The sequence below is a fragment of the Chryseobacterium takakiae genome, assembly GCF_900129385.1.
Taxonomy (GTDB): Bacteria; Bacteroidota; Bacteroidia; order Flavobacteriales; family Weeksellaceae; genus Chryseobacterium; species Chryseobacterium takakiae.
This window is the reverse complement of sequence record NZ_FQVO01000004.1, coordinates 262,741-289,472: the sequence shown is the minus strand read 5'-3', so window position 1 is coordinate 289,472 and position 26,732 is coordinate 262,741. Positions and strand designations below refer to the sequence as shown.

Below are 26,732 nucleotides of genomic sequence, written 5' to 3'. Positions count from 1 at the left end.
TAGTACTAATATTACATGTTGTAGTTTAAGTATGTATGTAAAGCCAATAAAGTTTTACAACCTTTTTTTTACAACTTAAATAACTTTATGTATAAATAGTATTGTTACAATAAGAATATAAATTCTTATAGTAACTATTTTGTTTTAAATGAATGTCTTTAATTAGGGATTTCTTAACTGTAATCGTAATTTTTTAAATATATATTGTGATTAATATAAAACATAACCTGAAATGAAAAAGAAATCTAAGCAAAGTATAGAGAACAGCTTTATTCCAAATCTTCAGCATATGAAGAAAGAAGAAGTGCTGGTGACATTGGAATCTTATACAAGGGTATTTGACAATGATGATATATTGATATTTCAACTCAAGAAAACATGGTATGGAGAAAAAACACTGTTATATGTTTTTTTTAATGAAAATAAAGTAGAATGGTATACAAAAAGATTTCGTCTTTGGTATGAAAAACTATCACTTTAGGAATTGTCAATTCGATCTTTTGAGAAATTTGGGATTATATAAGTAAAGCCTTTCAGAGCAGCAGGAAAAATCAAAACTATCAACCAAATTTATTTTCCGGGTAAAATACAGCTTGGTATTTATAATCTCTACTATCTCGTGTACATCGCTGAAACTCTGATTGTACTTAAAACATTTTACAGTAAAGAAACTGCTCTGAAAAAGGCTGTTATTAAATTTTTAAATAATTCAATAGAATGTATTTATAAAAAATTATTATTCTGTTGCAAAGAGAATGTCTTTCTCCACTTGCTTACTGTGCTTCGGCTTAAATTAAAATGTCTGGATACTGCTACATTACTGAGATTATTTTCTTTTTGATAGTTCAGGATTTCAGTAATGGTGTAACTGTCATAGTTTTTGTGCTTCTGATTAGTAAGATCAGATCCTGTTTTTTTATCAAAAATAATATCATTCAGACGTAATACATCCATTGCTGATATTTCCTGTTTATTCAGTATATGTTCACACAAGGTATATTTTTCAGGACATTTTCTGCTTATAATGTCTTCGAAGATTTTTTTGTAGTTAGGTACTGATCTTTCCATAAGTTTAATATATGTTTACTAAGACTTCCTATACAGGCCGTACTGAAAATTTTTTGGTGGGTTCATATGTCATATCGATATCATTATTTTCAGTAAAGTTTTTCGTGAATTTTATTTTAAAAGAACCTTACTTGAATTCTAATTAGTTAATCGCTGCGCATATTCTGTTTTGCTGTTAAAAAATCGTCTTATTTATTTAGTGTTTATTTCAATTATTGAGCGTTATGATTATATTTTTTAGAAAGTTTCAAAACAATTTTCTATACCATAAAATTTTGTTATGAACTGCGGAACGAACGTAAGATCATCCTAATTTTATCGTTCCGCAATAAATTCCTTTATTTGGAATCGTCTGGAATCTCATGTATGCTCAAATCTTTAAGAAAAATTTTAGTGTATGGGAATTAATTTACATCATCTTAAAAATAAATGTGTTAATAAACTGTGCTTTTTTTCATCCAAGCTTCAGAAATGCAGAGCAATTAGTCTCTGCAATATCTGAATACTTAATTAATCATTATGTGTTTTAGAATCTTAATAAGGAATATTTTGTTATTTTTTGCAGCAATAATTTCTATATATTTTATGCTTTCTTCTTTTGTATCGCTTTTTCTTTCTCTATGATTTTAAAGAATCATTCTGGTGATTGCCGTAGTGTTTTTTTATTGGTTTTGGTAATCTTCAAAATTCTTTCGAATTTTATTTCTTTATTCCGTTTCAACAATGGCCTATCAGAAATCTTATTACCAATAGGCCATATGATGATCAGGAATCCGAATTTTTTCTCATCTTTTGCTTTTTAGGCTTTTCAAGGTTTTTTTGTTTTTTAATTTTTTATCTAATTAATTAAATCATTTTATTAATTGCATATTATTATAAAATAATATATGAAATATCATAAAAATATGTATTTTTGATATACATTTTATAGTTATAATATCCAGTTGTTAGCTGTAAAACTACAAACACAAAGTTATTTTTATGAAAAGATATAATATGTAATACTATTTTAATTTTTAATAAGTATTTGTATGACTTATTGTAGTATTAGTATTACAAATATTAACTGTCTTATTATAACACAATATGAAATATCTTTGCGTACTGTTCCTTGTTCTCTTATTCGTTCGGATCTCCGCACAACAGGATAATTATTTTGAAAAATGGTACAATGCTGACGAATGTAAGCTTCCCCAAAATACCATAAAATCAATTGTTAAAGATAAATTCGGGTTTATATGGCTCTCCACTGATGATGGTATCGCGCGGTTTGACGGGAAGAATTTTCTGACGTATGACGTGAATATACCGTCCGTTGAAAACAGAACTCTGCTGATAGAAGGCTCTGCAGATGATGACTGGCTGTTTACATTCTACAATTCGGGTGAAATTCCGTCTTTGATTAGCCGCCGGGGATTTTCGGTAATTTCTGATAAAAATTCATCTTCTTTTAAGAAATTGAAACCCTATGGTGAAGAAAATCTTTGGAAATTATTAAAGGAAACTTCCGAAAAAATAAAAAAAGGGAGATACTATTTTTTCATTACAAAAAAGGAATTTTATTATATAGACCATTACAGGCTTTTTTATCAAAAAGATGGTAAAAGCCGATTCATTAGAGATTTGAATGATTATACTTACTTCCGGTTTTTCATTCTGGGAGACCAGTTATTTTATCTGAAGAATCCTTCTTTAATTGAAAAAATTGAGAAAACAGGCGAGATAAAACAATGTCAGACAGGAATTACAGAAAAAGAGGATTTTGAGTTCTTTATTAATACAGCCAATAAACAGCTTCTGATAATGAATAATAATAAAGTATATGTAATTGAATACAAGAATAACACCATATTATCAACTCAGATTTGTGACAGCAAAACGCTAAAAAACCTTTCTATTACATGTATGTATTATGATCACACTACAAGAACACTAATTCTGGGAACGGTTTCACAAGGCTTTTTAGTAATGAGGAAAAACTTTATCAATACGTATAGTGCTCCCAATCAAACGATTTTTAATGCTATAGCTCCATATAGTAACAAAGAGGTGATTACAGGTGATGGTGATATCTTTAATTCCAACGGATATGTAAAAACGCTTCCTTTTCCAAATAAAGATCCTTACGGTATTCTTCCGCTTAATGACAACGCCGGATTTATCCTGAAAAATGAGCATAGCCTTATTCTTTGGTCTCAGGGTAAAGCCAGGACAATCCGGAATTTCGGTAAAAAAACTGTAGTTCGTGGTATAAGCAATACTATTACAGGAAATAAAATATGGGTTTCTCTTGCGTCTGATAAAGATTTTATAGGCTACATAATCATTGAAAACCAAAAAATTATAAAAGAAAAATTTTATGCTATTAACGTTCCGGTAAGAGGGATTACACAAGTCAATAATGATGAATTGCTTCTTACCGCACATAATGGACTTTACCTTTTCAATGAAAAGAAGAGTACCAGAAAAACACTTATCAAAAATAAAACTTTCAGAAGCATTAACAATAATGGGGATAACCTTTTCTGGGTGCAAACCTATGGAAAAGGACTTTATCTCTATAAAGACGGAAAAATATACGAACCCCCACAAAAAAATAATGTACTTTCTGCGATACATAGCGTAATTGACGACGGATTAGGATATTACTGGCTTTCATCAAATAAAGGTCTTTTTCAGGTTAAAAAGGAGAGTTTGCTAAACTATTATCTTCATAGAAATGCCGGGATATATATTTATAAATATAGCCGTAAAGATGGTCTTCTGACTTTGGAATTCAACGGTGGAGGGAATATCAACGGATTGATGCATGATGGCTCTATCATATTTCCTTCTATGAACGGAATGGTATATATTAATTCTAGAAATGCTTTTCCCGTTACATCTGGTAAAGATTATTATTTAGATAGAATTGCCATCAACGAAAAGGAAAAGAATATTTCCGGTACCTTAAGTCTTGAAAACAATTTCGGATATGTTAAAATTTTCGTCGACTATACAAATTTTGGCCATCAGGGGAATGATTACATCGAATATCAAATTGATGATAACAAGTGGCAGCCATTGTCAGATAACAAGGTTATAAGCATCAACTCACTTACTAATGGAAATCATGAGATCCACGTAAGAAAACTAAAAGACTTTTCTTCCGATTATCATTACAAAACATTGCACGTTTTTGTAAAGCCTGCCTTTTGGGAAACTGCTTTATTCAGATTAGCCGCAATTGTAGTATTGCTGTTGATTTTTTATTCCTTTTACAGAATTAGGCTGAAACAAATAGAAAAAGAGTCTTTCATTCTTAATGCTAAAATTGATGAACGTACCAGAGAACTGAAAGAAACAATAGGCTCGTTGTCTAAAACGCGGGAAGAACTATATGCACAGCTTTATAGACAAAAAAAGCTCGTAGCGGCCATAAGTCACGATATCAAAAGCCCGCTCAAATTTATTAATATGAGTACTGAAATCCTTATGGATACTATTGATGATGGCTATTATGAAAAAAAAGTCATTGGATCTATCAGAGAATCTTCTGCGCAGATACTTGAATTTATAGATTCCACCATTACGTACAATAAAATTTTTATTTATGACAATTACAAAACGAGGGAAAATATTATGCTGCGTAATTTTATTTTTCAAAGGATGCGGCTGTTTGAGAATACTGCCGAATTTAAATCTATACAAATACAGAATAATATTGGCAGTAGTGATGTTCTGATAAGTAATCCTGATGTCCTGAGTATTGTTATTCATAATATATTGGATAATGCCATTAAATATACAGACCAGGGTTTCATCTATATTTACGGAATTACCAATGAGTGCCGTTATCATCTGGTAATTGAAGACACAGGATTGGGAATGTCAGAAGAAGAGCTAAAGCAGGCTGAAGATTTCTCAGGTTCCAGATTAGGAATGAAGATCGTAAAAGAGCTTTTGCCGCTTATTGATGTATCCTTTAATATTGAAAGCAAAAAAGGAGAAGGAACAAAAATGATTTTAACATTTACAGTGTAATCAATTCAAATTGAACAGGTTGAGAAGGGCAGGGATGTTGTTGATTCCCAGTTTTTCGAAGATCCTTGTTTTATAAGTGCTTACAGTAGATTTATGAATATAAAGTTTGGAAGCAATCTCATTATTGGATAATCCGGCAACAAGAAGTCTTGCAATTTCAAGCTCGCGGATGGACAGCATTTCGATAGGAGATGCATTGCTTTTCCGGATCATATTGTCAAGAAGTCTTTCTTTAAGTTCGTCGCTTAAGTATTTACCTGTCTCAAAAAACTTGCTGAAAGCTCTTACGATTTCTTCCTGTTCAGAAAGTTTGCTTAAAAAACCATGGGCACCGGCTTTAATAAAATTAAAAGCATAAATCGTTTCTTCAAGGGCGGAAAAAATGAGTATTTTGATGCTGTCACCGTATTCAATAGAAAGATTTTCAACAAAATTTAAACTGTTGCCTTCGGGAAAATTAATATCAAGTATAATGAAGTTTATATTTTCTTTTTTAATGATCGTTTTACCGTCATTTAGCGTGGAGGCTTCAAAGATATTGGTGTTGGGAAAATATTTCCTGATGAGCAGAAAAACTCCCTGCCTTACAATACTGTGATCATCAATAATCAGTACGCTTTTTGTGTTAGTCTCCATTTATACAGTTTTCATCATGTTTATAATTCAAATATATTAATATTTTTTCTAAATATTGTGAATCTTTGTGTTTACATAGCAAAGGGTGTTTAATTTCACAAAGCTTTTAGCCGTAGTGTTGCGCAGTCTTCTAAATTAAAATCAGAGAATTTGCGTGCTTTCCTTAATGCTGTTCATCACAAAGATGCTTTTCGTTTGTCCGATGCCCTCAATTTCCGAGAGTTTATTCACAAAAAAATCATGAAATTCATCCATATTTGGAGCCAGAATCTTCAGCATAAAATCAAAATCTCCGCTGATGTTATAAAACTCAACTACTTCTTTCAGTTTGGCAACCTCTTCGATAAATTTTCCCGCTGTTTTTTTATGATGAACAGTAAGGGCGATCATGCAAATCACCATCATCCCTTTATTCACTTTTTTACGGTCTATAACTGTTGTATATTCTTTAATAATTCCTGATTTTTCCATTCTTTTAATACGCTCGTGAGTTGGGGTAGGACTCAGGTTGATTCTTCCTGCAATATCCCGAATACTCAGTTTGGCATCTTTCTGAAGAATTCTCAGAATTGCCAAATCTTTTTCGTCCGGAATGTAATTTTCTGTTGTCATACGTTCTTTTTTATACAATTAAAAACTAAATATAAGAATAAATGTTCTTTTAATATTGAATTTTTTTATTATTCGTTCTAATTATATATTGATATTTTAATATATGTTCTTTAAATAGTAATTTTGCAGCATAAATGAACTATATGGACAGAAAAAAAATCATATTGATGATAGCATCGGCGGGAACTTTTGTAGAAGCTTTGGATATCGCCATTGTTAACCTCTCAATTCCTTCCATTCAGGAGCAGTTCGGTATTGGTACGGAAACCGTGCAATGGCTTCAGACACTATATGTGCTGTTTTTCGGCGGATTTCTCATTATCGGCGGAAAGCTTTCGGATCAAATCGGGCGAAAAAAGATTTTTCTTTTAGGTTCCTTAATTTTTATGCTGACTTCTTTGGGTGCAGGGCTATCTTCCGGCTTTGAAATGCTGGCTGTTTTCCGGGCTTTGCAGGGGTTGGGTGCAGCATTCATTATGCCTTCTGCAATGTCTGTTGTTACCAATACGTTTACGGGAGATCAGGAAAGAAACCGTGCAGTAGGGATTTTCAGCTCATTTGCTGCCATTGGTTCCGGAAGCGGGCTTTCGTTAGGCGGAATTATCAGTACTTACCTCAGCTGGCACTGGGTTTTTCTGATCAATGTTCCGGTTTTGGCAGTCACGCTCATCCTTGCGTATTATTATCTTCCGAAAGACATAATCACTGAAAAATCAAAGAAAACCGATGTTTTATCAGGCATGTTGCTTGTTCTGGGATTGATAAGCCTTACTTACGGCGCGCACGAACTTGTCCATATTAAAGAAAATACAGCAATAGTTGTTTCTTCATTTATTGCAGCATTTTTATTGTTATCTATATTGTTTTATCGTTTAAAAGCTGCACCACAGCCGTTGATTGATCTTTCTCTGATGAAGCACAGATCCTTAAAAGTCTCCGGACTTGGTTTTGTTGCACTGGGAGCATTTTTTATAGGCTTTTTATTCCTTATTTCACTAATGCTTCAGAAGGATATGAATCACAATGCTGCTTCTGCAGGATTAATGCTCGTTCCTTTCAGTATCATGTCTGCGCTGGTTGCGAAATTTGTTCTGCCCCATATTTCAAAAAGACTGGATTCTGCTCAGATGGCTGTTTTCGGGTGGAGCTTTATGTTGGCAGGCGCTTTATTGCTGCTGATTTCAGTGTTTACGGGGCATCCTTTGCCTTTGGTTTTAATGGGGGCCGCCTTTATTTCGGGGATAGGAATGACGTTTTGCTTTACTGCACAGTCGGTATTAGGTGTTCAGGATATTCAGCCTTCGGATTATGGAGTAGCTTCAAGTATAGGGTCTACAAGCTATTTTTTAGGTGCCGGACTCGGACTTTCCTTCATGACTTTAATGAGCCAGGTTTTCCCTTCGGAATGGGCAGTTGGAAATTTGAGCTTAATTATTTTGATGGGGTATGCAATTTTCGCATTGGCAATGTTATGTTATTTCATATTTAAAAATATCAAAATCGCAGAATCTGAAGTTGCTGTTTCGTAAACTGATTTGCTTTAGACTAAATTATATATTGAAGGAACCGGAAAAATTGCCGGTTCTTTTTTATTTTAGTGGAATGAAAATACAAATCATCAGTGATCTGCATCAGGAATTTGGAAAAACCGATTTGTCTTTTGATAATGCTGATGTTGTAATATTGGCCGGCGATGTAAATCTGGGAACCAAAGGAATCGAATGGATTAAAATCAATATTCCCGATAAACCAGTAATTTATGTACTCGGCAACCATGAATACTACAAAGGAGCTTATCCGAAAACATTACATAAAATAAAAGAAGCAGCGCGAAACTCTAATATTTTTGTATTGGAAGATGAAAGTGTGGATATTGAAGGGATTCGTTTTCACGGAGCAACTTTATGGACGGACTTCTCAATTTTCGGAGACCCCAGATATTACGGTTTTCTTTGCCAGAACGGAATGAACGACTATAAACTGATCCGCCGCGATCCTTCCTACTCAAAAATAAGATCCATTGATGTCTTTAAAATTCATCAGATTTCGAGAGCATGGCTGAAAGAAAGTTTAGAAGAATCTAAAGAAAGACGGAATATCGTTGTTACCCATCATGCTCCAAGCCTTCAATCGGTACCGGAGCATTTCAAAGAAGATCAGCTTGCCTCAGCGTATGCTTCAGATCTGGAAGATTTAATTTTCAAATATCAGCCGTTATACTGGATCCACGGACATATTCATACGCCCTGTAGATATAAAATGGGAGAAACTGAAATTATTTGTAATCCGCACGGTTATATCACGGAAAAATACAACGGATATGATAAGGAACTGATTGTGGAGATCTAAAATATTTCAACAAAAAGTCTTATCTATGATACTATCATTTGATACTATCATATTTTGAAACCATCTTTAAATTAATTAAAAATGCCCGGATAAAATTCCGGGCATTCACGTTTTAGAAATATAAATAAAGTAAAACTACTTCAGGGTAAACTTCACTTTGGTCTTAATAGCATCTGAAGAATTACCTATTAAGGCCTCAAAATCTCCGGGTTCTGCTACCCAGTCGTGTTTTTCAGCATCGAAGAAGCTTAACGCTGTTTTGTCAATGGTAAACGTTACTTCTTTTTCCTCGCCCGGGTTCAGGAATACTTTTTCAAAACCTTTCAGCTCTTTGGCTGGACGCTGTACGGATGATTTAAGATCGCTGATGTATAGCTGTGCTACTTCGGCGCCCGCTTTTTTTCCTGTGTTTTTAACCGTTACCGTAAAAGTAATTTTGTCATCCTGTGACATGTCTTTTTTATCTGCCTTTGCTTTACCAAACTCAAACGTTGTGTAGCTTAATCCATGCCCGAAACTGAATAAAGGTTTGATTTTCTTCGTATCGTGCCATCTGTATCCTACCAGAATGCCTTCGTTGTATTTGATGTTGATCGGGTTTTTCTGGTCTTTTCCTTTTCCGGCAGCCAGTTCTTCCTTGTTTCCCGGATATTCACCCATTTGGTGGGCAGCATTATCTTCAAGCTTCACAGGGAATGTAAACGGCAGTTTTCCGGATGGATTGGCATCACCCGCCAATACGGCAGCAAGCGAGTTTCCGGCTTCGGAACCCAAATACCAAGCCTGAACAATAGTAGGAACTTCTTTTACCCACGGCATGGCCACGGCATTTCCGGATACAAGAACCACGGCAAGATTTTTATTGGCTTTTGCCAGTGCTGAGATCACCTGATCCTGATTGTACGGTAATCCGTAGCTTTTTCTGTCATTGCCTTCACTGTCCTGGAAGTCAGCTTTATTCAATCCGCCAACGAAAATTACATAATCAGAAGATTTTGCCAATGCTACCGCTTCTTCCAGAAGAACTTCAGGAGAACGGTCTTCTTTCAGGTTTTGCCCGGATTTTACCCCATTGTATTCTCCGCCGATATCTCCTACATAGCCTCTTGCATACTGCACATCTGCCTGTTTCCCGAATCTGGCTTTAATTCCGTCTAAAGGAAGCGTTTCATATTTTACTTTTAGAGATGAAGAACCTCCACCAACAGTCATTATCTTGATGGCATTTTCTCCGATAACGGCAATTTTTTTAGCTTTATTAATATCAATCGGAAGAACGTTCCCTTGGTTTTTCAGCAACACAATTCCCTCTTCACCGATTTCTTTAGCAACTGCTTTATGTTCTTCAGAAGCTATATTCCCGAAAGGTTTGTTCCTGTTCATGGTAGTTTTATAGGCAAGACGCAAAAGTCTGGTCACTTTATCGTCAAGCTCTTTCGTTCCTACTTTTCCTTCTTTAATCAATTTTAAATAAGGTTGTGCTAAATAATAGCTGTCATAGGCATTGGAATGTCCTTCTGATAAACCATTGGTCCAGCTTCCAAATTCCAGGTCAAGCCCGTTGTGGATGGCCTGTTCGGTGTTGTTTACCGCACCCCAGTCTGATAATACAACCCCTTTATAATTCCATTCTTTTTTCAGGATATCATTAAGAAGATATTGGTTTTGGCTTGCATACTGTCCTTTGTACATGTCATACGCTCCCATGATCGTCCAGGAATCTCCTTCGGTTACAGCGGCTTTGAAAGGAGGAAGATAAATTTCATACAACGTTCTGTCATCTACAATGACATTGCTGGTGTGACGGAACATTTCCTGATTGTTCAGGGCATAATGCTTTACGGAAGTTGCCACGCCGTTTGACTGTACTCCTTTAATATATGGCACTACCATTTTTGAGGTTAAAAAAGGATCTTCTCCCATATATTCGAAGTTTCTTCCGTTCAGGGGCGTTCTGTAAATGTTGACGCCGGGTCCCAGAAGAATGTCTTTTTTTCTATAGCGGGCTTCTTCACCCAATGCTTTACCGTAATTCCAGGACATGTTTTTGTTCCATGTTGCGGAAAGCGCGGTAAGGGCAGGGTAGGCAATGATGGAATCATTGGTCCAGCCGGCTTGATCCCATTCGTCCCATTTTACTTCAGAACGTACGCCATGAGGTCCGTCGGTAGTCCAGAATTCAGGGATTCCCAGCCTTGGTACTCCGGGAGAGCTGAATTTGGACTGTGCATGAAGCATTGCAATTTTTTCTTCAAGCGTCATTTTGGAAAGAGCATCCTGAATGCGCTGTTCAACAGGTTTTGTTTCGTCTAAATAAACGGGAATGGTCTTGGTATTTTGAGCCATATACGAAGCAGAAATAAGAGTAAATAAACTTATAATGGCGGTTTTCTTTAACATAAAATGCCTTTTTTAGATTAAAAACAAAAGTAGGAAATTTTTTTATTATCTCAAATTGAGAAAATGTAATTTTGCAAAATTGGTTATTTCTCACCATTTATTAATAAAAACAAAAAGCATCATTCCGTTAATAGAATGATGCCAGCAAAAATATATAAATAATAAAAATCTTATCTCAATAACTGATGATCAGTTCCAGCCTTTAACGGCGCCGCCCTTGAAAATTTCTTCTGCTTTTTTCACCACCTCATCAGATTCGTAAGCTTTTACAAATTTCTTCACTTTATCAGAATTTTTATTGTCCTCTCTCGAAACAATTACATTCACATAAGGAGAATTTTTATCTTCTTTTAAAATCCCCTGCTTTTCTGCATCCAGTCCGGCTTGGGCCGCGAAATTATTGTTGATGATCGCCAGTACCACTTCCTTGTCATCCAATACTCTCGGAAGTTGTGGAGCTTCGATTTCGATGATTTTCAATTGTTTCGGATTGTCCGTAATGTCCGTGACTTTAGGCAGCAAACCGATATTGTCTCTCAGTTTTAGCAATCCGTTTTTCTGCAGAAGTAATAAAGAGCGACCGCCGTTGGTTGGGTCATTTGGAATCACAACCGTGCTTCCATTCTGCAGCTCGCTGATGCTCTTTATTTTTTTGGAATAGGCAACAATAGGGTAGACAAATGTATTTCCCACAACGGCCAGTTTATATCTTCTCTGCTTCGACTGCTCATTAAGGTAAGGAACATGCTGAAAAGCATTGGCATCTATATCTCCGTTGTTCAGTGCTTCATTAGGTACAACATAATCATTGAAAGCAATAAGCTCCACATCAAGGTTGTATTTTTCTTTGGCCACTTTTTTGGCAGTTTCTGCAATTTCCTGTTCCGGTCCGGAGGTAATACCTACTTTAATGGAGTTGGGATTGTCTTTCCCGGAATTACAGGATGCGAATAAAAGTCCCGCAGCGATCAGTCCTAAAATCTTTATTTTTTTCATTGTTACATTTTTCTTTTTTTAATGGTGAAAAAGCGAAAATCACAGAACGGTATTAATCTCAGGGTGTCCCGGAAATTCGCCTTTTACCATCGGTGACAAAGTTTTGCAATGCCACACACACTATTTCACATTCACATTATATTAAATTCTTTGAACATTCAGCTCAAATAATCTTCATTTTCTCAAATTATCGGTGGTCAAATCTCTTAGCCAGTCGGTCACCCGAAAACTGGATAATAAATACAATGGCTACCAGTAAACCAAGCACGAGATTCATGATGACCGCATCATAACCGATATAGCCGTACTGATACCCGATCTGTCCCAATCCGCCGGCTCCCACAGCTCCTCCCATTGCAGAATAGCCTACTAAAGTGATCAAAGTGATCGTTGCATTGTTGATTAAAGAAGGAAGGGCTTCCGGCAGGAGAATTTTCCTGATGATCTGAAGCGGGCTTGCTCCCAGTGCTCTGGCGGTTTCTATAAGCCCGGCCGGAACTTCCAGCAGGCTGTTTTCAACCAGTCTTGCAAAGAAAGGTGCTGCCCCGATACTCAACGGAACCAATGCAGCATTAACGCCAATAGATGTTCCTACTAAACTTCTGGTGAAAGGAATCATCCAGACAATCAGAATAATAAAAGGGATCGATCGGAAAATATTAACCAGAACCGACAAAATTCTGTTATAAATTCTGTTTTCCAAAAGCTGTCCTTTTCTTGTCAGAAACAAAAAAATTCCAACCGGCAGCCCCAAAACAAACCCAAAAAACCCGGAAACAAATGTCATAAAAACCGTCTCCCAAACTCCTTTTGAAAGAAGAGCAATCACCGTATCACTAAGCATAACCTCTTACTCTGTTTTGGATCTTGTTCTGATTGAAATAATAAATGGCCTGCTGATTTTCCTCTTCATCTCCCTGAAGCTGTAACAGAAGTTTACCGAAATTGGCATCCCCCAGATATTCTACATCTGCCTTCAAAAGCTTATAAGGAATTTTGTATTTGTCATATACAATGGAAAGAAGCTCTTCAACGGAAATAGCCTCGTTTACTTCTACTTCAATAAGAGGAAAAAGACCGTCCTGCGGTTCTTTCTGCAGTTTTTTATTAAGTTCTTGCGGTATGTTCATAACACCTGAGTTTAAAAATTGTTTGATGATGGGATGATCTTTTTGTGAAATAATTTCACGTAAAGTTCCTTTTGTAATAAGTTTTCCTTTGTCGATAACGGCTACATGGTTGCAAACCGTTCGGATGACTTCCATTTCGTGGGTAATCAGCAGAATGGTAATGCCGAGTCTCTGATTAATATCTCTTAGCAGCTGTAGGATTGAAAGTGTGGTTGCGGGATCCAGTGCACTTGTCGCTTCATCACAAAGCAGAAGATAAGGATCGTTGGCAAGCGCCCTCGCAATGGCTACTCTTTGTTTTTGACCTCCTGAAAGGCTTTTCGGATAGTCATTGGTTTTATCTTCAAGTCCGACAATACTGAGAAGCTCACTAACCTTTTTATGAATTTTTGCTTTATCCACCCCATCAAGTTCCAGCGGCAGGGCAATATTTTCAGAGACTGTTCTTGAAGAAAGAAGATTGAAATGCTGGAAAATCATTCCTATTTTTTTTCGTTCTTTTGCCAGTTCCCTGGATTTTAAACGGGTAAAATCTTTCCCATTGATGATGATTTCACCTTCATCAGGCTTTTCAAGCAGATTTACTGTTCTGATCAGCGTACTTTTTCCTGCTCCCGAAAATCCGATGATGCCTACGATATCCCCTTTTTCAATATTTAGGCTGATCTGGTCCAGTGCTTTAAAAGACTGCTTTTTCTGATGAAAAGTTTTTGATATATTTTTAATTTCTATCATTTTTACGTTTGCTACATTAAACAAAAAAAAGGCTCTACAACGTGGTAAAGCCTTTAAAATATGTCATATAAAAGTAAGGTCAGTCACCACAACGCTCTATTTCAGGCATACAGCAATACATCATCATTGTTCTGATGGTATGCTTGATGATGAAAATATTTTTCAAACCTGTATTCATTGTTTTTTATCTTTTGATTACGCTTGCAAATATAGAACATAAATTTTTATTAGTCCACTAAAAATGTAGACTTTTTATGAAATAATTTTAATTATAACTTTAATGTGTTGATTTACAAATGCTTATTTTATGTTGTTATTTAACTATATCACTTTATTTAAAAATAATTACATAAATAGGAATGCCGCATAATTATTTATTAAACTAGTTAAATGTGTAGGATTTTATAAGGTTATACATTTGTCATATAAAATTAAACAACATGAATAATAGAATTTTAGGGCTGCACCATATCACTGCAATTGCAGACAATGCGAAAAGAAATTTAGATTTTTATACTCAGGTATTGGGAGTAAGACTAGTAAAGAAAACCGTTAACTTTGATGATCCCGGAACCTATCACTTTTATTTCGGAAATGAAGAAGGAACACCCGGAACGATTCTCACATTCTTCCCATGGGAAGGAATAGGAAAGGGTACCAATGGAGCAGGATTGGCCACACATATTGGTTACTCAGTTCCCAAAGGAAGCCTGGATTTCTGGAAAAACAGACTTCAGCAGTTTAATGTAAATACAGAAGAAGGAGAAATATTCGGTGAAAAATTAATTTCATTTAACGATCCGGATGGTTTGCAGCTTCAGTTTATAGAATCTTCTACAGACGACAGAAAAGTTTGGACAACAGAAGACATCAACGCAGAAAATGCCTTAAAAGGATTTCATAATGTAACGCTTTCATTAAAAAAAGCAGAACCAACCATAAAAGTCTTAACGGATATCTTCGGATATGATCTTCAAAAACAGGATGGTGAAAGATATCGTTTTGCTACGGATGCTGTAGAGACGGCCAATCTCGTTGATATTATTGAAAATGACAAATTATTATTGGGAAGAAATGCCGCAGGAACCAATCACCACGTTGCATTCCGGGTGAAAGATGATAATGTTTTGATGGAATTCCGGGAAAAAGTGCTTTCCGCAGGCTTGAATATTACTCCGAAAACCGACAGAGATTATTTTTATTCACTCTATTTTCGTGAACCGGGTGGTGTTTTGTTTGAAATTGCTACCGATAATCCGGGATTCACCGTAGACGAACCTTTAAACGAATTGGGAACAAGCTTAAAACTTCCAAAACAACACGAAGGCTTACGTGAAAAAATAGAAGAAGTATTGCCGAAGTTATCATAGGTCATCATCCTCTTTTAATAAACACTGTATCTTAGCAATAAGCAATAAGCAATAAGCAATAAGCAATAAGCAATAAGCAATAAGCAATAAGCAATAAGCAATAAGCAATAAGCAATAAGCAATAAGCAATAAGCAATTTGCTATCAACCAACAACAAAAAACATTATGGAAACAACTAAAGTAGTTTTAGGAAACGTAAGAGGAGAAATACAGCTTTTTTCAGATGACAACAAAGCCGGGAAAATGGACATTTCGGTTATGGGAAATAAGCTGACGGTTTATCACACCGAAGTCAGTGAAGAATACGCTGGAAAGGGTTTTGCGAAAATATTATTGGATAAGCTGGTCTCGTATGCAAGGGAAAACGATCTTAAAATCGTACCGTTATGTCCGTATGTTCATGCACAATTCAAAAGAAACCCGGAATTGTACAGCGATGTTTGGTTAAAAGAAGAATAATTTATTTTAGCCTCAACCTTAACCTCAATCTCAAATTTAATTCAAAAATCATGACACTGATCACAGGACTTCATCACGTTACAGCCATCACCGGCGATACACAGGAAAATATAGATTTTTACACAGGAATTTTAGGACTCCGGCTGGTAAAAACAACCGTTAATTTCGATTATTCCGAAGTATATCATTTTTACTTCGGGGACGAATTCGGAGCTCCGGGAACCATTATGACCACTTTTCCCTACGGAAAAGGACTGGTTAACGGAAGACACGGAAAAGGAATGCTGAATACCACAGCGTTTTCCATATCCATGGATGGACTGGATTACTGGATGAACCGCCTGAATCAGTTTAATATTCCGTTCAAGCAGCCTCAGCAAAGATTTTCCGGTGAAGTATTTATTTATCTTGAGGATTTTGACGGGCTCGGACTTGAATTGGTTTTTAATGACAAAGATGAACGTAAAGGATACAATAATCATTTTATCCCGAAAGATTTTGCCATTAAAGGAATTCACCATGTGGAAATATGGCTGGATGCCTACGAAAGAACAGCTGCACTGCTCACGACTCAGATGGATCATCAGCTAATTGTGGAAAGTTCAGACCGATTCAGATACGCCGCGGAAGATGCTCCTGGAAAATATGTAGATCTCGTTTGTACACCGAATGCTCTGAAAGGTCTTGCAGGAAGAGGAACGGTTCATCACGTTGCCTTCGCTACGCCAGATGCACAAACACAGCTTGAAATGATCGAAAAACTAAATACATTCGGCTTGGAACATACTGAAGTGAAAGACCGCAAATATTTTACTTCCGTCTATTTTAAAGAGCCGGGTGGTGTTTTGTTTGAAATCGCCACTTCAGGTCCCGGGTTTGATGTTGATGAAGAATTGGCTTCTTTAGGAGAGCATTTAAATTTACCTCAGCAGTTTGAAGAAAAAAGAGAACATTTGGTGGAAGTTCTCCCGAAATTTAACTATCCAACAGAAAAATACAAATAATCATGGCCCATATTTTAGATATAAAAACAGCAGGAAAACCATTGAATGAAGCCGAAAGAGCGTTGATTATGATTCACGGAAGAGGCGGAAGCGCACAGGATATTTTAAGTTTATCACAATACTTAAATGTTAAAGATTATGCTCTGCTTGCGCCTCAGGCAACCAACGGAAGCTGGTATCCGCTTAGCTTCATCGCTCCGGTCGAACAAAATGAGCCCTGGCTTTCCTCAGCGGTGGAAACGATTGGAAAAACCGTTGAAAAGGCTTTAGCTGAAGGCATTAAACCCGAAAATATCTATTTCTTCGGATTTTCACAGGGTGCTTGTCTTACGCTGGAGTTTTTAGCAAGAAATGCACGGAAATTCGGAGGAGCAGCTGCGATTATAGGTGGAGTAATTGGTGAAAAAATCAACAGGGAAAATTACAAAGGAGATTTTGCGCAAACTCCGGTTTTTCTCGGAACCAGCAATCCTGATTTTCATGTACCGGTAGAACGGGTATATGCAACGGCCAATATTTTCAGGGAAATGAATGCCGATGTTACCGAAAAAGTGTATCAGAATTTCGGTCATTCCATCAATGAGGAAGAGCTTGAACTGGCCAATTCGCTGATTTTTGTATAGATAAAAATCTTAATATTTATTTCTTTTCTAATTTAAAACATCATGAAAATCACAAGAATATATTATGATGAAAAAGGCGAATCTCATTTTGGAGATTTTGATACGCTGTCATCCTGAGCGCGAAGCAGCCGAAGGATCTCTTGTTATACCAGAAATGTAAAGTGACCTAGGAAACTGAAGCGTAAAGAAAAATACTTTTATGAACGTAAAAAAATCCCACTGTCTGAGTGCGACAACAATAGTAAACCGAAGAACCAATAATAAATTCGCACGAGTTTTGGGATTTTTAGAGAATAAAAATATTTTTTAGCATTCAGTTTCCAGTCTTGAACTTTTGTTTCTTTTGTTTCAAGACAAAAGAAAATGTAATTAAAAAGAAAGTTGAGATTCTTTAAGAATGACAAATTTTAATATACACACTATAAAATTGACCTAGGAAACTGAAGCGTAAAGAAAAATACTTTATGAACGTAAAAAAATCCCACTGTCTGAGTGCGACAACAATAGTAAACGGAAGAACCAATAGTTAACTCGCGCAAGTTTAGAATTTTTAGAGAGCAGAAGGAATTTTTAGCGGAAGGTTCCAGTCTTGAATTTTTGTTTCTTTTGTTTTAAGACAAAAGAAAATAATTTAAAAATTTTGAGATTCTTCCAGAATGACAATATTGAATAAGCAGTTTCTGTCATCCTGAGCGCGAAGCAGTCGAAGGATCTCTAACATAATATTATAACCCGACCTAGGAAACTGAAGCGTTAAGAAAAATACTTTATGAACGTAAAAAAATACTACTGTCTGAGTGCGACAACAATAGTAAACCGAAGAACCAATAGTTAACTCGCGCAAGTTTAGAATTTTTAGAGAGCAGAAGGAATTTTTAGCGGAAGGTTCCAGTCTTGAATTTTTGTTTCTTTTGTTTTAAGACAAAAGAAAATAATTTAAAAAAATTTTGAGATTCTTCCAGAATGACAATATTGAATAAGCAGTTTCTGTCATCCTGAGCGCGAAGCAGTCGAAGGATCTCTAACATAATATTATAACCCGACCTAGGAAACTGAAGCGTTAAGAAAATTACTTTTGTGAACGTTAAGAAAATTCTACTGTTCGAAGCGCGACAAAAATATAGAACCGAAGAACCAATAGTTAACTCGCGCAAGTTTTAGAATTTTTAGAGAGCAGAAGGAATTTTTAGCGTAAGGTTTCAGGCTTGAACTTTTGTTTCTTTTGTTTGACTACGTCGAATCTTCGATTTCAAGACAAAAGAAAATAGTTTAAAAAGAAACTTGAGATTCTTTCAGAATGACAAACTTTGATATACACACTATAAAACGACACAAAAAACTGAAGCATAAAGAAAAATAGTTATTTCAAGACAAAAGAAAATAATACATAGAAAAATAAAAACCATGCACGAACAACTCCTCCTTATCTTAGGCCTCCTCCTCATTGTAATGCTCCTCGTCATGCTGGCGCAGCGCATCAAAATTGCGTATCCTATATTTCTGGTTTTAGCAGGATTAGGAATCAGTTTTATTCCCGGAGTTCCTGTGTTAAGACTGGATCCTGATATTATATTTCTAATTTTCCTACCGCCGCTTTTATATGAAGCCGCATGGTACACTTCATGGAATGACTTCTGGAAATGGAAAAGAACTATCGGACTGTTAGCTTTCGGGTTGGTTTTTTTAACTTCTCTGGTTGTAGCATTTGCTTCACAGGCTTTAATTCCGGGCTTTACCCTTGCGTTAGGATTTTTATTAGGCGGTATTGTTTCGCCACCTGATGCAGTTGCCGCGACAACCGTTTTAAAAGGACTGAAAGTTCCCAAACGTACCATTGCGATATTAGAAGGAGAAAGCCTGATTAATGATGCTTCATCACTTATTGTTTTCAGGTTTGCCCTTGCTGCGGTAATGACCGGCGTGTTTTCAATGCAGGAAGCAACCGGGCAGTTTTTTCTGGTTGCAGGAATGGGCGTCGTGGTGGGAATTGCCGGAGCACACGTTTTCTATGCCATTCACCGGTTTCTGCCGACAACTCCTGCTATTGATGCGGCGCTGACGGTAATTACTCCCTATATTTTATTTTTGTCTGCCGAACACTTTCATTACTCAGGAGTTATGGCGGTGGTGAGTGGCGGATTGTTCATGTCATTCCGTGCCCATGAAATATTTAAAACCGGGACGACGAGAGTCAATATGTTAGGTGTCTGGAATACCCTTATTTTCGTGATGAATGCATTAGTATTCGTACTTATTGGGCTTGAGCTTCCGGATATCATCCACGGACTGGGAGAAACCTCTTTAATGGAAGGCATAAAATATGGACTCATCATCAGCGCTATCGTTATTGTCGTAAGAATGCTCTGGATCTATCCAGTAGCGCACATCCCGAGATGGCTTAGCAAAAATATCCGTAAAGATCCTACCCCGGGCTGGAAAAATCCGCTGATTATCGGTTGGGCAGGAATGCGGGGTGTTGTTTCGCTGGCAACGGCGCTTTCAATTCCGGTAATGATGAATGGACAGTCGGAATTTCCCATGAGAAATCTGATTTTATTCATCACTTTTGTGGTCATTTTTGTGACTTTGGTGTTTCAGGGGCTGACTCTTCCTTTAATTATTAAACTCATAAAAATTGAAGAAATCGATCCTATTCAGCCGTCGCATGAGCAGCAGGCGGGAATTCAGATCAGGCTCGATAAACTGGCACTTAATACGCTTCACGAAAAATATCAAAAGAATATTAATCGCAACAGCCTGGTTGAAAACTTTAAAAATACCATAGAAAATGATATTAAAGTGCATAAGAATCATTTAAGTTCCATTGAAATGTGCACCAACAGGCAGAATGATCTTTTGGAATATCATGAAATTATGCTGGATATTTTTGCCCTTCAACGGAAGGAATTGTTCCAAATGAAAAGAGAAAAACTATACAGCGACGACGAGATCCGGAAAGCAGAATCGCAGCTGGACTTAAACGAATTAAAGATTACAGGAAGCAAACATTTGTAAAGCAAAATTGAAGATTAAGGCTGAGGCTAAGATGTAGATAGAGGGAAGGGCTATAAGATTGAGAGGATCCTGTAACTTTAGCTTGATGATATTGTAGAAGAGTTTATAGAATCAAATCTCTGTGCCCTCTTATAAGTAGAACGGCTTTGTGAAACTTATATCAATTAGTAGATAGAAATCATTGTGAACTTCGTGTTCAGTAATAAGGCTAAGGCTGAAGTTGAGATGCTGTGAAAGATTCAACCCGAGAGTATTGAAAAAAATGATCTATCAAATCTGTGGTCATTGTTAAATGAAACAGCTTTGTGAACCTTAGAAACGGAAAGTATTTTAAAAAAATCTTTATAGCCTTTGCGTTTAAATCTGGTAAATAATAAAATAAAAAAAATTAAAATGAATACTTTACAATTCTTAGTCATCGGAAAAAATCAGGAGATCCTTGATACCCTGAAAAGAGTCATTGAAAACAATGAAGGTTGGAAAGCATCTGTCCAGACTGATGAAAAGGAATGTTATAATCTGATCAGAAATACTGATATAGATCTTGTTCTTTTAAGTTCCGGACTGGAAGAACAGTTTGAGAAAGACATCAAGTCCTTTTGTGAAAATTTGGATAAAAAAATACACGTTATTGACCATTATGGCGGAGGAAGCGGATTATTAAAGAACGAAGTTTACACACTTTTTCCTAATTTGCAGCCTTAAACTGCAATTATGTCTGAAAACATCATCGGAAATGTAACACGATTCATTGATCTGACCCCGAAAGAAGAACAATTTTTCACGGATCTGCTAAGCTTGCAAACCTTTCCCAAAAAAACAGTTTTGCTGCGTGAGGGCGAAATCTGCCAGTTTGAAGGGTATATCCAGAAAGGCTGTGTAAGAGTGTACTATCTTGATGACAATGGCTTTGAAGTCACCATCCTGTTTGCAATTGAAGACTGGTGGATCAGTGATATTGCTTCCTTTCAGGATCAGAAACCTTCTAATTTATACATTGAAACGCTGGAAGATTCGGAAATTTATATGCTGAATCCAACAACGAAAGAAAAACTATTAACTGAAATTCCAAAATTCGAAAGGGTTTTCAGAATGCTTGTGCAGAGAAATCTTTCCACGCTCCAGCACCGTCTGGTAAATACCATTTCAAAAAGTGCTTCAGACCGCTATCTGGAATTCACAAAAGTATATCCGTCAATTCCGCAGCGTGTTGCACAATACTATATTGCTTCCTATCTTGGCGTTTCCAAAGAATTCGTAAGTACGATTAGAAAACGCCTCGCCTCCAGACAAAAATAATGTTCAAGATTAGTAACACACACACACAATTCCCCTCATTCGGAGGGGTGGCAAAAATTCAAAGAATTTTTGACGGGGTGGTTTAACGCTGTCATCCTGAGGGCGAAGCAGTCGAAGGATCTCTTATTATACCAGAAATGTAAACCCGACCTAGGAAACTGAAGCGTAAAGAAAATTACTTTTGCGAACGTTAAGAAAATTCTCCTGTTCGAAGCGCGACAAAAATATAGAACCGAAGAACCGATAGTGAATTCGCGCAAGTTTAGAATTTTTAGAGAGCAGAAGGAATTTTTAGCGTAAGGTTCCAGTCTTGAATTTTTGTTTCTTTTGTTTTAAGACAAAAGAAAACGTAATCAAAAAGAAAGTTGAGATTCTTTCAGAATGACAAAGTCATAAACACACTCTGTCATCCTGAGCGCGAAGCAGTCGAAGGATCTCTTGTTATACCAGAAATGTAAAGTGACCTAGGAAACTGAAGCGTAAAGAAAAATACTTTTATGAACGTAAAAAAAATCCCACTGTCTGAGTGCGACAACAATAGTAAACCGAAGAACCAATAATAAATTCGCACGAGTTTTGGGATTTTTAGAGAATAAAAATATTTTTTAGCTTTCAGATTCCAGTCTTGAACTTTTGTTTCTTTTGTTTCAAGACAAAAAAAAATTGTTTAAAAAATACAAGTTGAATTCTTCAGAATGACAAAGTCATAAACACACTCTGTCATCCTGAGCGCGAAGCAGTCGAAGGATCTCTTGTTATACCAGAAATGTAAACCCGACCTAGGAATCTGAAGCGTAAAGAAAATTACTTTTGCGAACGTTAAGAAAATTCTCCTGTTCGAAGCGCGACAAAAATATAGAACCGAAGAACCGATAGTGAATTCGCGCAAGTTTAGAATTTTTAGAGAGCAGAAGGAATTTTTAGCGTAAGGTTCCAGTCTTGAATTTTTGTTTCTTTTGTTTTAAGACAAAAGAAAATAATCAAATTTATTAAACTAGTTAAATGCACAGCAATTCCTATGAACCTAACTTTGTCTTATCAAAAACGAATAAAAAACATACAGATATGGACAGGAAAGACTTTTTAAAAAAAGGATTATTGGGAACAGGAATGTTCGTGGCATCAGCGTCATTGGGAAATACCATGAAAAATGAAATCGATGAGATCGAACCGTTGGAACCGATTGGTTACAACCATCTTCCCAATCCCGATTCAAAAATAAAAGACAACTCTGTAATTCATAAAGCAGATACCAGAGGAAAAGCAGACCATGGCTGGCTGGTAAGCAATCATACCTTTAGTTTTGCCAACTATCATAATCCTGAAAGAATGCATTTCGGGGTCCTGAGAGTTTTAAATGATGATAAAGTAGAGGCGGGAAGAGGCTTCGGAACACATCCCCACGACAATATGGAAATCATCAGCATTCCGTTGGAAGGTGATCTGGAACATAAAGACAGCATGGGAAATACCGCAATCATCAAAAGCGGAGATATCCAAGTGATGAGTGCCGGAACGGGAATCATGCACAGTGAATTCAACAAAAACAATGATCAGTCGGTGAAATTCCTCCAGATCTGGGTGTATCCGAATAAAAGAAATGTGACGCCTAGATATGATCAGATTACTTTAGACAAAACAAAAAGCAAAAATAAATTCCAGCAGATCCTTTCTCCAAATCCCGATGACGAGGGAGTTTGGATCCATCAGGATGCATGGTTTCATTTGGGAAATTTTGAAAATAGTACCGAAACCAATTATCAGGTTAAGAAAAAAGGCAATGGTGTGTATGCCTTTATCATTAAAGGAAGTGCGGAAATCGAAGGTCAAAAGCTGGAAGAAAGAGATGGCTTCGGGGTTTGGGATATTTCAGATCTACAGATTAAAGCGACATCAGAAAACACGGAAATCCTTATCATGGACGTTCCGATGATGATGTAATATAAATTAAATTCATGAACCTTGTTCATAAGTATTGTTGGTGAGCTCTCTTTTTTAAGGGAGCTTTTTATTCAACATCCACGCACTCAACCATCCACAATCCGCCAACAACCATCCGCACCAACAAATTAGCAAAATCCAAAAAAAATCCCGATTTTTGCCCCTCTTCAAAACTCCGAAAAATTCATGAAACTTTGTATTGCCGAAAAGCCAAGCGTTGCCAGAGATATTGCCAAAGTATTGGGAGCTACCACTCCCAAACAGGGATATATGGAAGGAAACGGATATTGCGTGACATGGACTTTCGGACATCTCTGCACCCTCAAAGAACCGCACGACTACGGTCCGCAGTACAAATCCTGGAACCTTTTTCTGCTTCCTATCATTCCGCATAATTTCGGGATCAAATTAATTCCGAATAAAGGAGTGGAAAACCAGTTTAAAGTTATTGAAAGATTAGTGGCCGAATGTGATGAGGTCATTAACTGCGGGGATGCCGGACAGGAAGGAGAACTCATCCAAAGATGGGTATTGCAGAAAGCGAAATGCAACAAACCGATTCAGCGTTTGTGGATTTCATCTCTTACCGAAGAAGCCATCAAAGAAGGTTTTGCAAGCTTAAAACCCGCTGAAGATTATAAAAATCTCTATCTCGCCGGAAATGCAAGAGCGATCGGCGATTGGCTCTTGGGGATCAATGCAACAAGGCTTTTTACCAAAAAATTCGGGGGGAACAAAGCGGTGCTTTCTATCGGAAGAGTGCAGACTCCTACACTGGCAATGCTGGTTCAGCGACAAAAGGAAATTGATGCCTTTACCGTAGAAGAATACTGGGAACTGAAAACGAAATACAGGGATGTGATTTTTAATGCCGCCATCGACCGTTTAAAAACACTGGAACGCGCCGAAAAAGGCCTGGAATATTTAAAAGAAAACCCTTTCGAGATCGTTTCTTTCGAAATTAAAGAAGGTAAAGAAAAAAATCCGAGACTGTTTGATCTTACCGGACTGCAGGTGGAAGCGAATAGAAAGTATGGCTACTCCGCAGAAAATACGCTGAATTATATCCAAAGTCTTTACGAGAAAAAGCATGTGACCTATCCCCGTGTAGATACCACGTATTTATCTGAAAGTTTATATCCGAAAATAGAGGGAATTCTTAGGAAAATGTATTTTTATCAGGAGCTGGTTGCACCTTTGCTGGAAGCGCCCATCCCAAAATCAAAAGCGGTTTTTGATGATACAAAAGTCACGGATCACCACGCCATTATTCCTACGGAAGTACCGCCATCCCAAAATCTGAGCAGGGAAGAAAAACTGGTGTATGATTTAATTGCAAAAAGGTTTATTTCTGTTTTTTATCCAGAATGTAAAATTTCCAATACGTTGGTAGAAGGTAAAGTAGGAACCATTCCTTTCAAAACCAGCGGAAAGCAGATTCTGGAGCCGGGCTGGAGAGCCGTATATGCGAAGGAGCCGAAAGATGAATCGGAAAAAGACAAAGATAAAGAGGAAGAACAGACCATTCCGGAATTTACGGTAGGAGAAACCGGACCGCACGATCCGATGATTCATCAGGGGAAAACTTCGCCGCCAAAACCTTACACGGAAGCAACGCTTCTCCGGGCGATGGAAACAGCCGGAAAACAGGTGGAAGATGAAGAACTCCGCGAATTGCTTAAAAATAACGGGATCGGAAGGCCATCAACCCGTGCCAATATTATCGAAACTCTTTTCAAAAGAAAATACATCGAAAAGGAAAGGAAAAACCTCATCGCTACGCAAACAGGAATTCAGTTGATTGATACGATTGAAGACGAACTTCTGAAAAGCCCCGAACTTACAGGAGAATGGGAACTCAAGCTCAGGAAAATTGAAAAGGGAGAATATGAAGCCAATCATTTCAAGGAAGAACTGATTCAGATGGTTACCGAACTTACCGAAAAAGTAGTGTACGGAAAAGGAAAAGTAATTAATCTGGAAGAGGAAAAAACAGTTAAAGAAAAAAAGAAACGCGAGCCTGTCGTAAAAAAAGAACTGCAATCCTGGGAAGAAACAAAATGTCCGAAATGTAAAGAGCATCACCTCATGAAAGGAAAAACGGCTGTCGGATGTTCTGACTTTAAAAACTGTGGCTTTAAAGTTTCGTTTGAAATTTTCGGTAAAAAAATATCGGATAAACAGTTGATGGATTTAGTGATAAAAGGAAAAACTTCAAAACTGAAAGGGTTTACGACCCATCCTGAAAGCCGGGCGGAAGGTGTTTTGTCTATGGATGAACATTTTCAGATTGTTTTAAATTAAATAGGGTAAGATTTTTATCTGCGCTTAGCAAAGCTGTTACAAAATAATAATAAATAAAACCGTTAGTATTCGCAATGTCATGCTGAGCCCGTCGAAGCATCTGTACAGCATATAAAGAATAAATCAGTAGAAAATATCAATAGCAGCGGACTTTAGTCCGCTTTCCAATAATAAACTTCAAAACTGGCTTTAGCCAAAACTTAATTCAATCTCAACTGCTTAAATTACATTAATGGTTTTTACCCTGGTTGCACTGTTTTTGAATTTGTTTTTACATTGACCTTTAAAATCAAAACATGACACCCGAAAAAAAACAGCTCATCACCGAAAGTTTTCACCGTTCAGAAACATTGAAATTCTACAAAGCACAACTTTTAGATGTTGAAACCGACTTTATCTCCATGAAAATCCCTAAAATGGATCTGATGACCAGGAAAGCCGGAATGTTCAACGGAGCCATGATCGCTTCTTTAGTTGATGTATCTTCCGGATACGCTGCGGTAAGCCATTATGAAGAAGATTGCTATGTGGTTACGGTAGAGCTGAAAGTGAATTATTTACGGCCGGCAATTGGTGATGCACTCGTTTCAAAGTCATATGTTATCAAGGGCGGTGCAAAAATCAGTGTGATCCGCACAGAAATCTATACTGTTGATGAAAACAATGGTTCTGAGAGTCATGTAGCCACTTCACTGGTGACCATGATGAAAATAAAATAATTTCGAATTTTTTTCTATCTTTAAAGTAGCAAGTTTTTTGAAATAAACT

Annotated in this window: 21 protein-coding genes; 14 read left to right on the top strand and 7 right to left on the bottom strand. The window is 36.8% G+C overall.

Features of this window, described 5'->3' with window-relative positions:
* Positions 1-232: 232 nt before the first annotated feature.
* Complete coding sequence (locus BUA76_RS07780) at positions 233-481, top strand: hypothetical protein (RefSeq protein WP_072884237.1); 249 nt, start codon at positions 233-235, stop codon at positions 479-481.
* Positions 482-723: 242 nt separating this feature from the next.
* Here the strand turns inward: BUA76_RS07780 and BUA76_RS07775 are convergent, their stop codons facing one another.
* The gene (locus BUA76_RS07775; RefSeq protein ID WP_072884236.1) at positions 724-1,068 is read right to left on the bottom strand and encodes a helix-turn-helix domain-containing protein; all 345 of its coding nucleotides are present in this window, start codon (positions 1,066-1,068) and stop codon (positions 724-726) included.
* 1,086 nt (positions 1,069-2,154) lie between these two features.
* Here BUA76_RS07775 and BUA76_RS07770 point away from each other — a divergent pair.
* The gene (locus BUA76_RS07770; protein ID WP_072884235.1) at positions 2,155-5,091 is read left to right on the top strand and encodes a sensor histidine kinase; all 2,937 of its coding nucleotides are present in this window, start codon (positions 2,155-2,157) and stop codon (positions 5,089-5,091) included.
* On the opposite strand, the gene BUA76_RS07765 is transcribed toward BUA76_RS07770, so the two are convergent.
* Both BUA76_RS07765 and BUA76_RS07760 read right to left on the bottom strand, forming a co-directional pair.
* Positions 5,092-5,727, bottom strand: coding sequence for a response regulator transcription factor (locus BUA76_RS07765; protein ID WP_072884234.1), 636 nt, complete (start codon positions 5,725-5,727; stop codon positions 5,092-5,094).
* Between the two features lie 141 nt (positions 5,728-5,868).
* Positions 5,869-6,339, bottom strand: coding sequence for an Lrp/AsnC family transcriptional regulator (locus BUA76_RS07760; protein ID WP_072884233.1), 471 nt, complete (start codon positions 6,337-6,339; stop codon positions 5,869-5,871).
* Positions 6,340-6,482: 143 nt separating this feature from the next.
* On the opposite strand from BUA76_RS07760, the gene BUA76_RS07755 reads away from it, so the two are divergent.
* Positions 6,483-7,868: an MFS transporter gene (locus tag BUA76_RS07755; RefSeq protein WP_072884232.1), complete on the top strand. Its 1,386-nt coding sequence runs from the start codon at positions 6,483-6,485 to the stop codon at positions 7,866-7,868.
* A gap of 73 nt (positions 7,869-7,941) precedes the next feature.
* The gene (locus BUA76_RS07750) at positions 7,942-8,688 is read left to right on the top strand and encodes a metallophosphoesterase (RefSeq protein WP_072884263.1); all 747 of its coding nucleotides are present in this window, start codon (positions 7,942-7,944) and stop codon (positions 8,686-8,688) included.
* Positions 8,689-8,823: 135 nt separating this feature from the next.
* Here BUA76_RS07750 and BUA76_RS07745 read toward each other — a convergent pair whose 3' ends face one another.
* The 4 genes from BUA76_RS07745 to BUA76_RS07730 form a co-directional block, all read right to left on the bottom strand.
* The gene (locus BUA76_RS07745) at positions 8,824-11,088 is read right to left on the bottom strand and encodes a glycoside hydrolase family 3 C-terminal domain-containing protein (RefSeq protein WP_072884231.1); all 2,265 of its coding nucleotides are present in this window, start codon (positions 11,086-11,088) and stop codon (positions 8,824-8,826) included.
* Between the two features lie 189 nt (positions 11,089-11,277).
* Positions 11,278-12,084 carry a methionine ABC transporter substrate-binding lipoprotein MetQ gene (gene metQ / locus BUA76_RS07740; RefSeq protein WP_072884230.1) on the bottom strand — a complete coding sequence of 269 codons (807 nt, stop codon included), beginning with the start codon at positions 12,082-12,084 and terminating at the stop codon, positions 11,278-11,280.
* 187 nt (positions 12,085-12,271) lie between these two features.
* Entirely contained in the window at positions 12,272-12,928 is a 657-nt protein-coding gene (metI, locus tag BUA76_RS07735) for a methionine ABC transporter permease MetI (RefSeq protein ID WP_072884229.1), read from the bottom strand.
* On the bottom strand, positions 12,921-13,949 hold the full coding sequence (locus BUA76_RS07730; RefSeq protein WP_072884228.1) for a methionine ABC transporter ATP-binding protein: 1,029 nt from the start codon (positions 13,947-13,949) through the stop codon (positions 12,921-12,923). Before BUA76_RS07730 ends, metI begins: the two co-directional genes overlap by 8 nt.
* Before the next feature lie 440 nt (positions 13,950-14,389).
* On the opposite strand from BUA76_RS07730, the gene BUA76_RS07725 reads away from it, so the two are divergent.
* From BUA76_RS07725 to BUA76_RS07680, 10 genes are all read left to right on the top strand, one after another.
* Complete coding sequence (locus tag BUA76_RS07725) at positions 14,390-15,319, top strand: ring-cleaving dioxygenase (RefSeq protein WP_072884227.1); 930 nt, start codon at positions 14,390-14,392, stop codon at positions 15,317-15,319.
* Between the two features lie 165 nt (positions 15,320-15,484).
* Positions 15,485-15,778, top strand: a complete 294-nt coding sequence (locus BUA76_RS07720) for a GNAT family N-acetyltransferase (protein ID WP_072884226.1) — start codon at positions 15,485-15,487, stop codon at positions 15,776-15,778.
* 50 nt (positions 15,779-15,828) lie between these two features.
* Positions 15,829-16,782, top strand: a complete 954-nt coding sequence (locus BUA76_RS07715; protein ID WP_083573190.1) for a VOC family protein — start codon at positions 15,829-15,831, stop codon at positions 16,780-16,782.
* A gap of 2 nt (positions 16,783-16,784) precedes the next feature.
* Positions 16,785-17,405, top strand: coding sequence for an alpha/beta hydrolase (locus BUA76_RS07710; RefSeq protein WP_072884225.1), 621 nt, complete (start codon positions 16,785-16,787; stop codon positions 17,403-17,405).
* Positions 17,406-18,809: 1,404 nt separating this feature from the next.
* Positions 18,810-20,420, top strand: coding sequence for a Na+/H+ antiporter (locus tag BUA76_RS07705; protein WP_072884224.1), 1,611 nt, complete (start codon positions 18,810-18,812; stop codon positions 20,418-20,420).
* A 393-nt stretch (positions 20,421-20,813) separates the two neighbouring features.
* Positions 20,814-21,125, top strand: coding sequence for a response regulator (locus BUA76_RS07700; RefSeq protein ID WP_072884261.1), 312 nt, complete (start codon positions 20,814-20,816; stop codon positions 21,123-21,125).
* Positions 21,126-21,134: 9 nt separating this feature from the next.
* Positions 21,135-21,719 (top strand): Crp/Fnr family transcriptional regulator, encoded by a 585-nt coding sequence (locus tag BUA76_RS07695; protein WP_072884223.1) that lies wholly within the window; start codon positions 21,135-21,137, stop codon positions 21,717-21,719.
* A gap of 1,065 nt (positions 21,720-22,784) precedes the next feature.
* On the top strand, positions 22,785-23,660 hold the full coding sequence (locus tag BUA76_RS07690; RefSeq protein ID WP_072884222.1) for a pirin family protein: 876 nt from the start codon (positions 22,785-22,787) through the stop codon (positions 23,658-23,660).
* A 186-nt stretch (positions 23,661-23,846) separates the two neighbouring features.
* The gene (locus BUA76_RS07685; protein WP_072884221.1) at positions 23,847-25,964 is read left to right on the top strand and encodes a type IA DNA topoisomerase; all 2,118 of its coding nucleotides are present in this window, start codon (positions 23,847-23,849) and stop codon (positions 25,962-25,964) included.
* A gap of 296 nt (positions 25,965-26,260) precedes the next feature.
* Positions 26,261-26,683, top strand: coding sequence for a PaaI family thioesterase (locus BUA76_RS07680; RefSeq protein WP_072884220.1), 423 nt, complete (start codon positions 26,261-26,263; stop codon positions 26,681-26,683).
* Positions 26,684-26,732 lie beyond the last annotated feature (49 nt).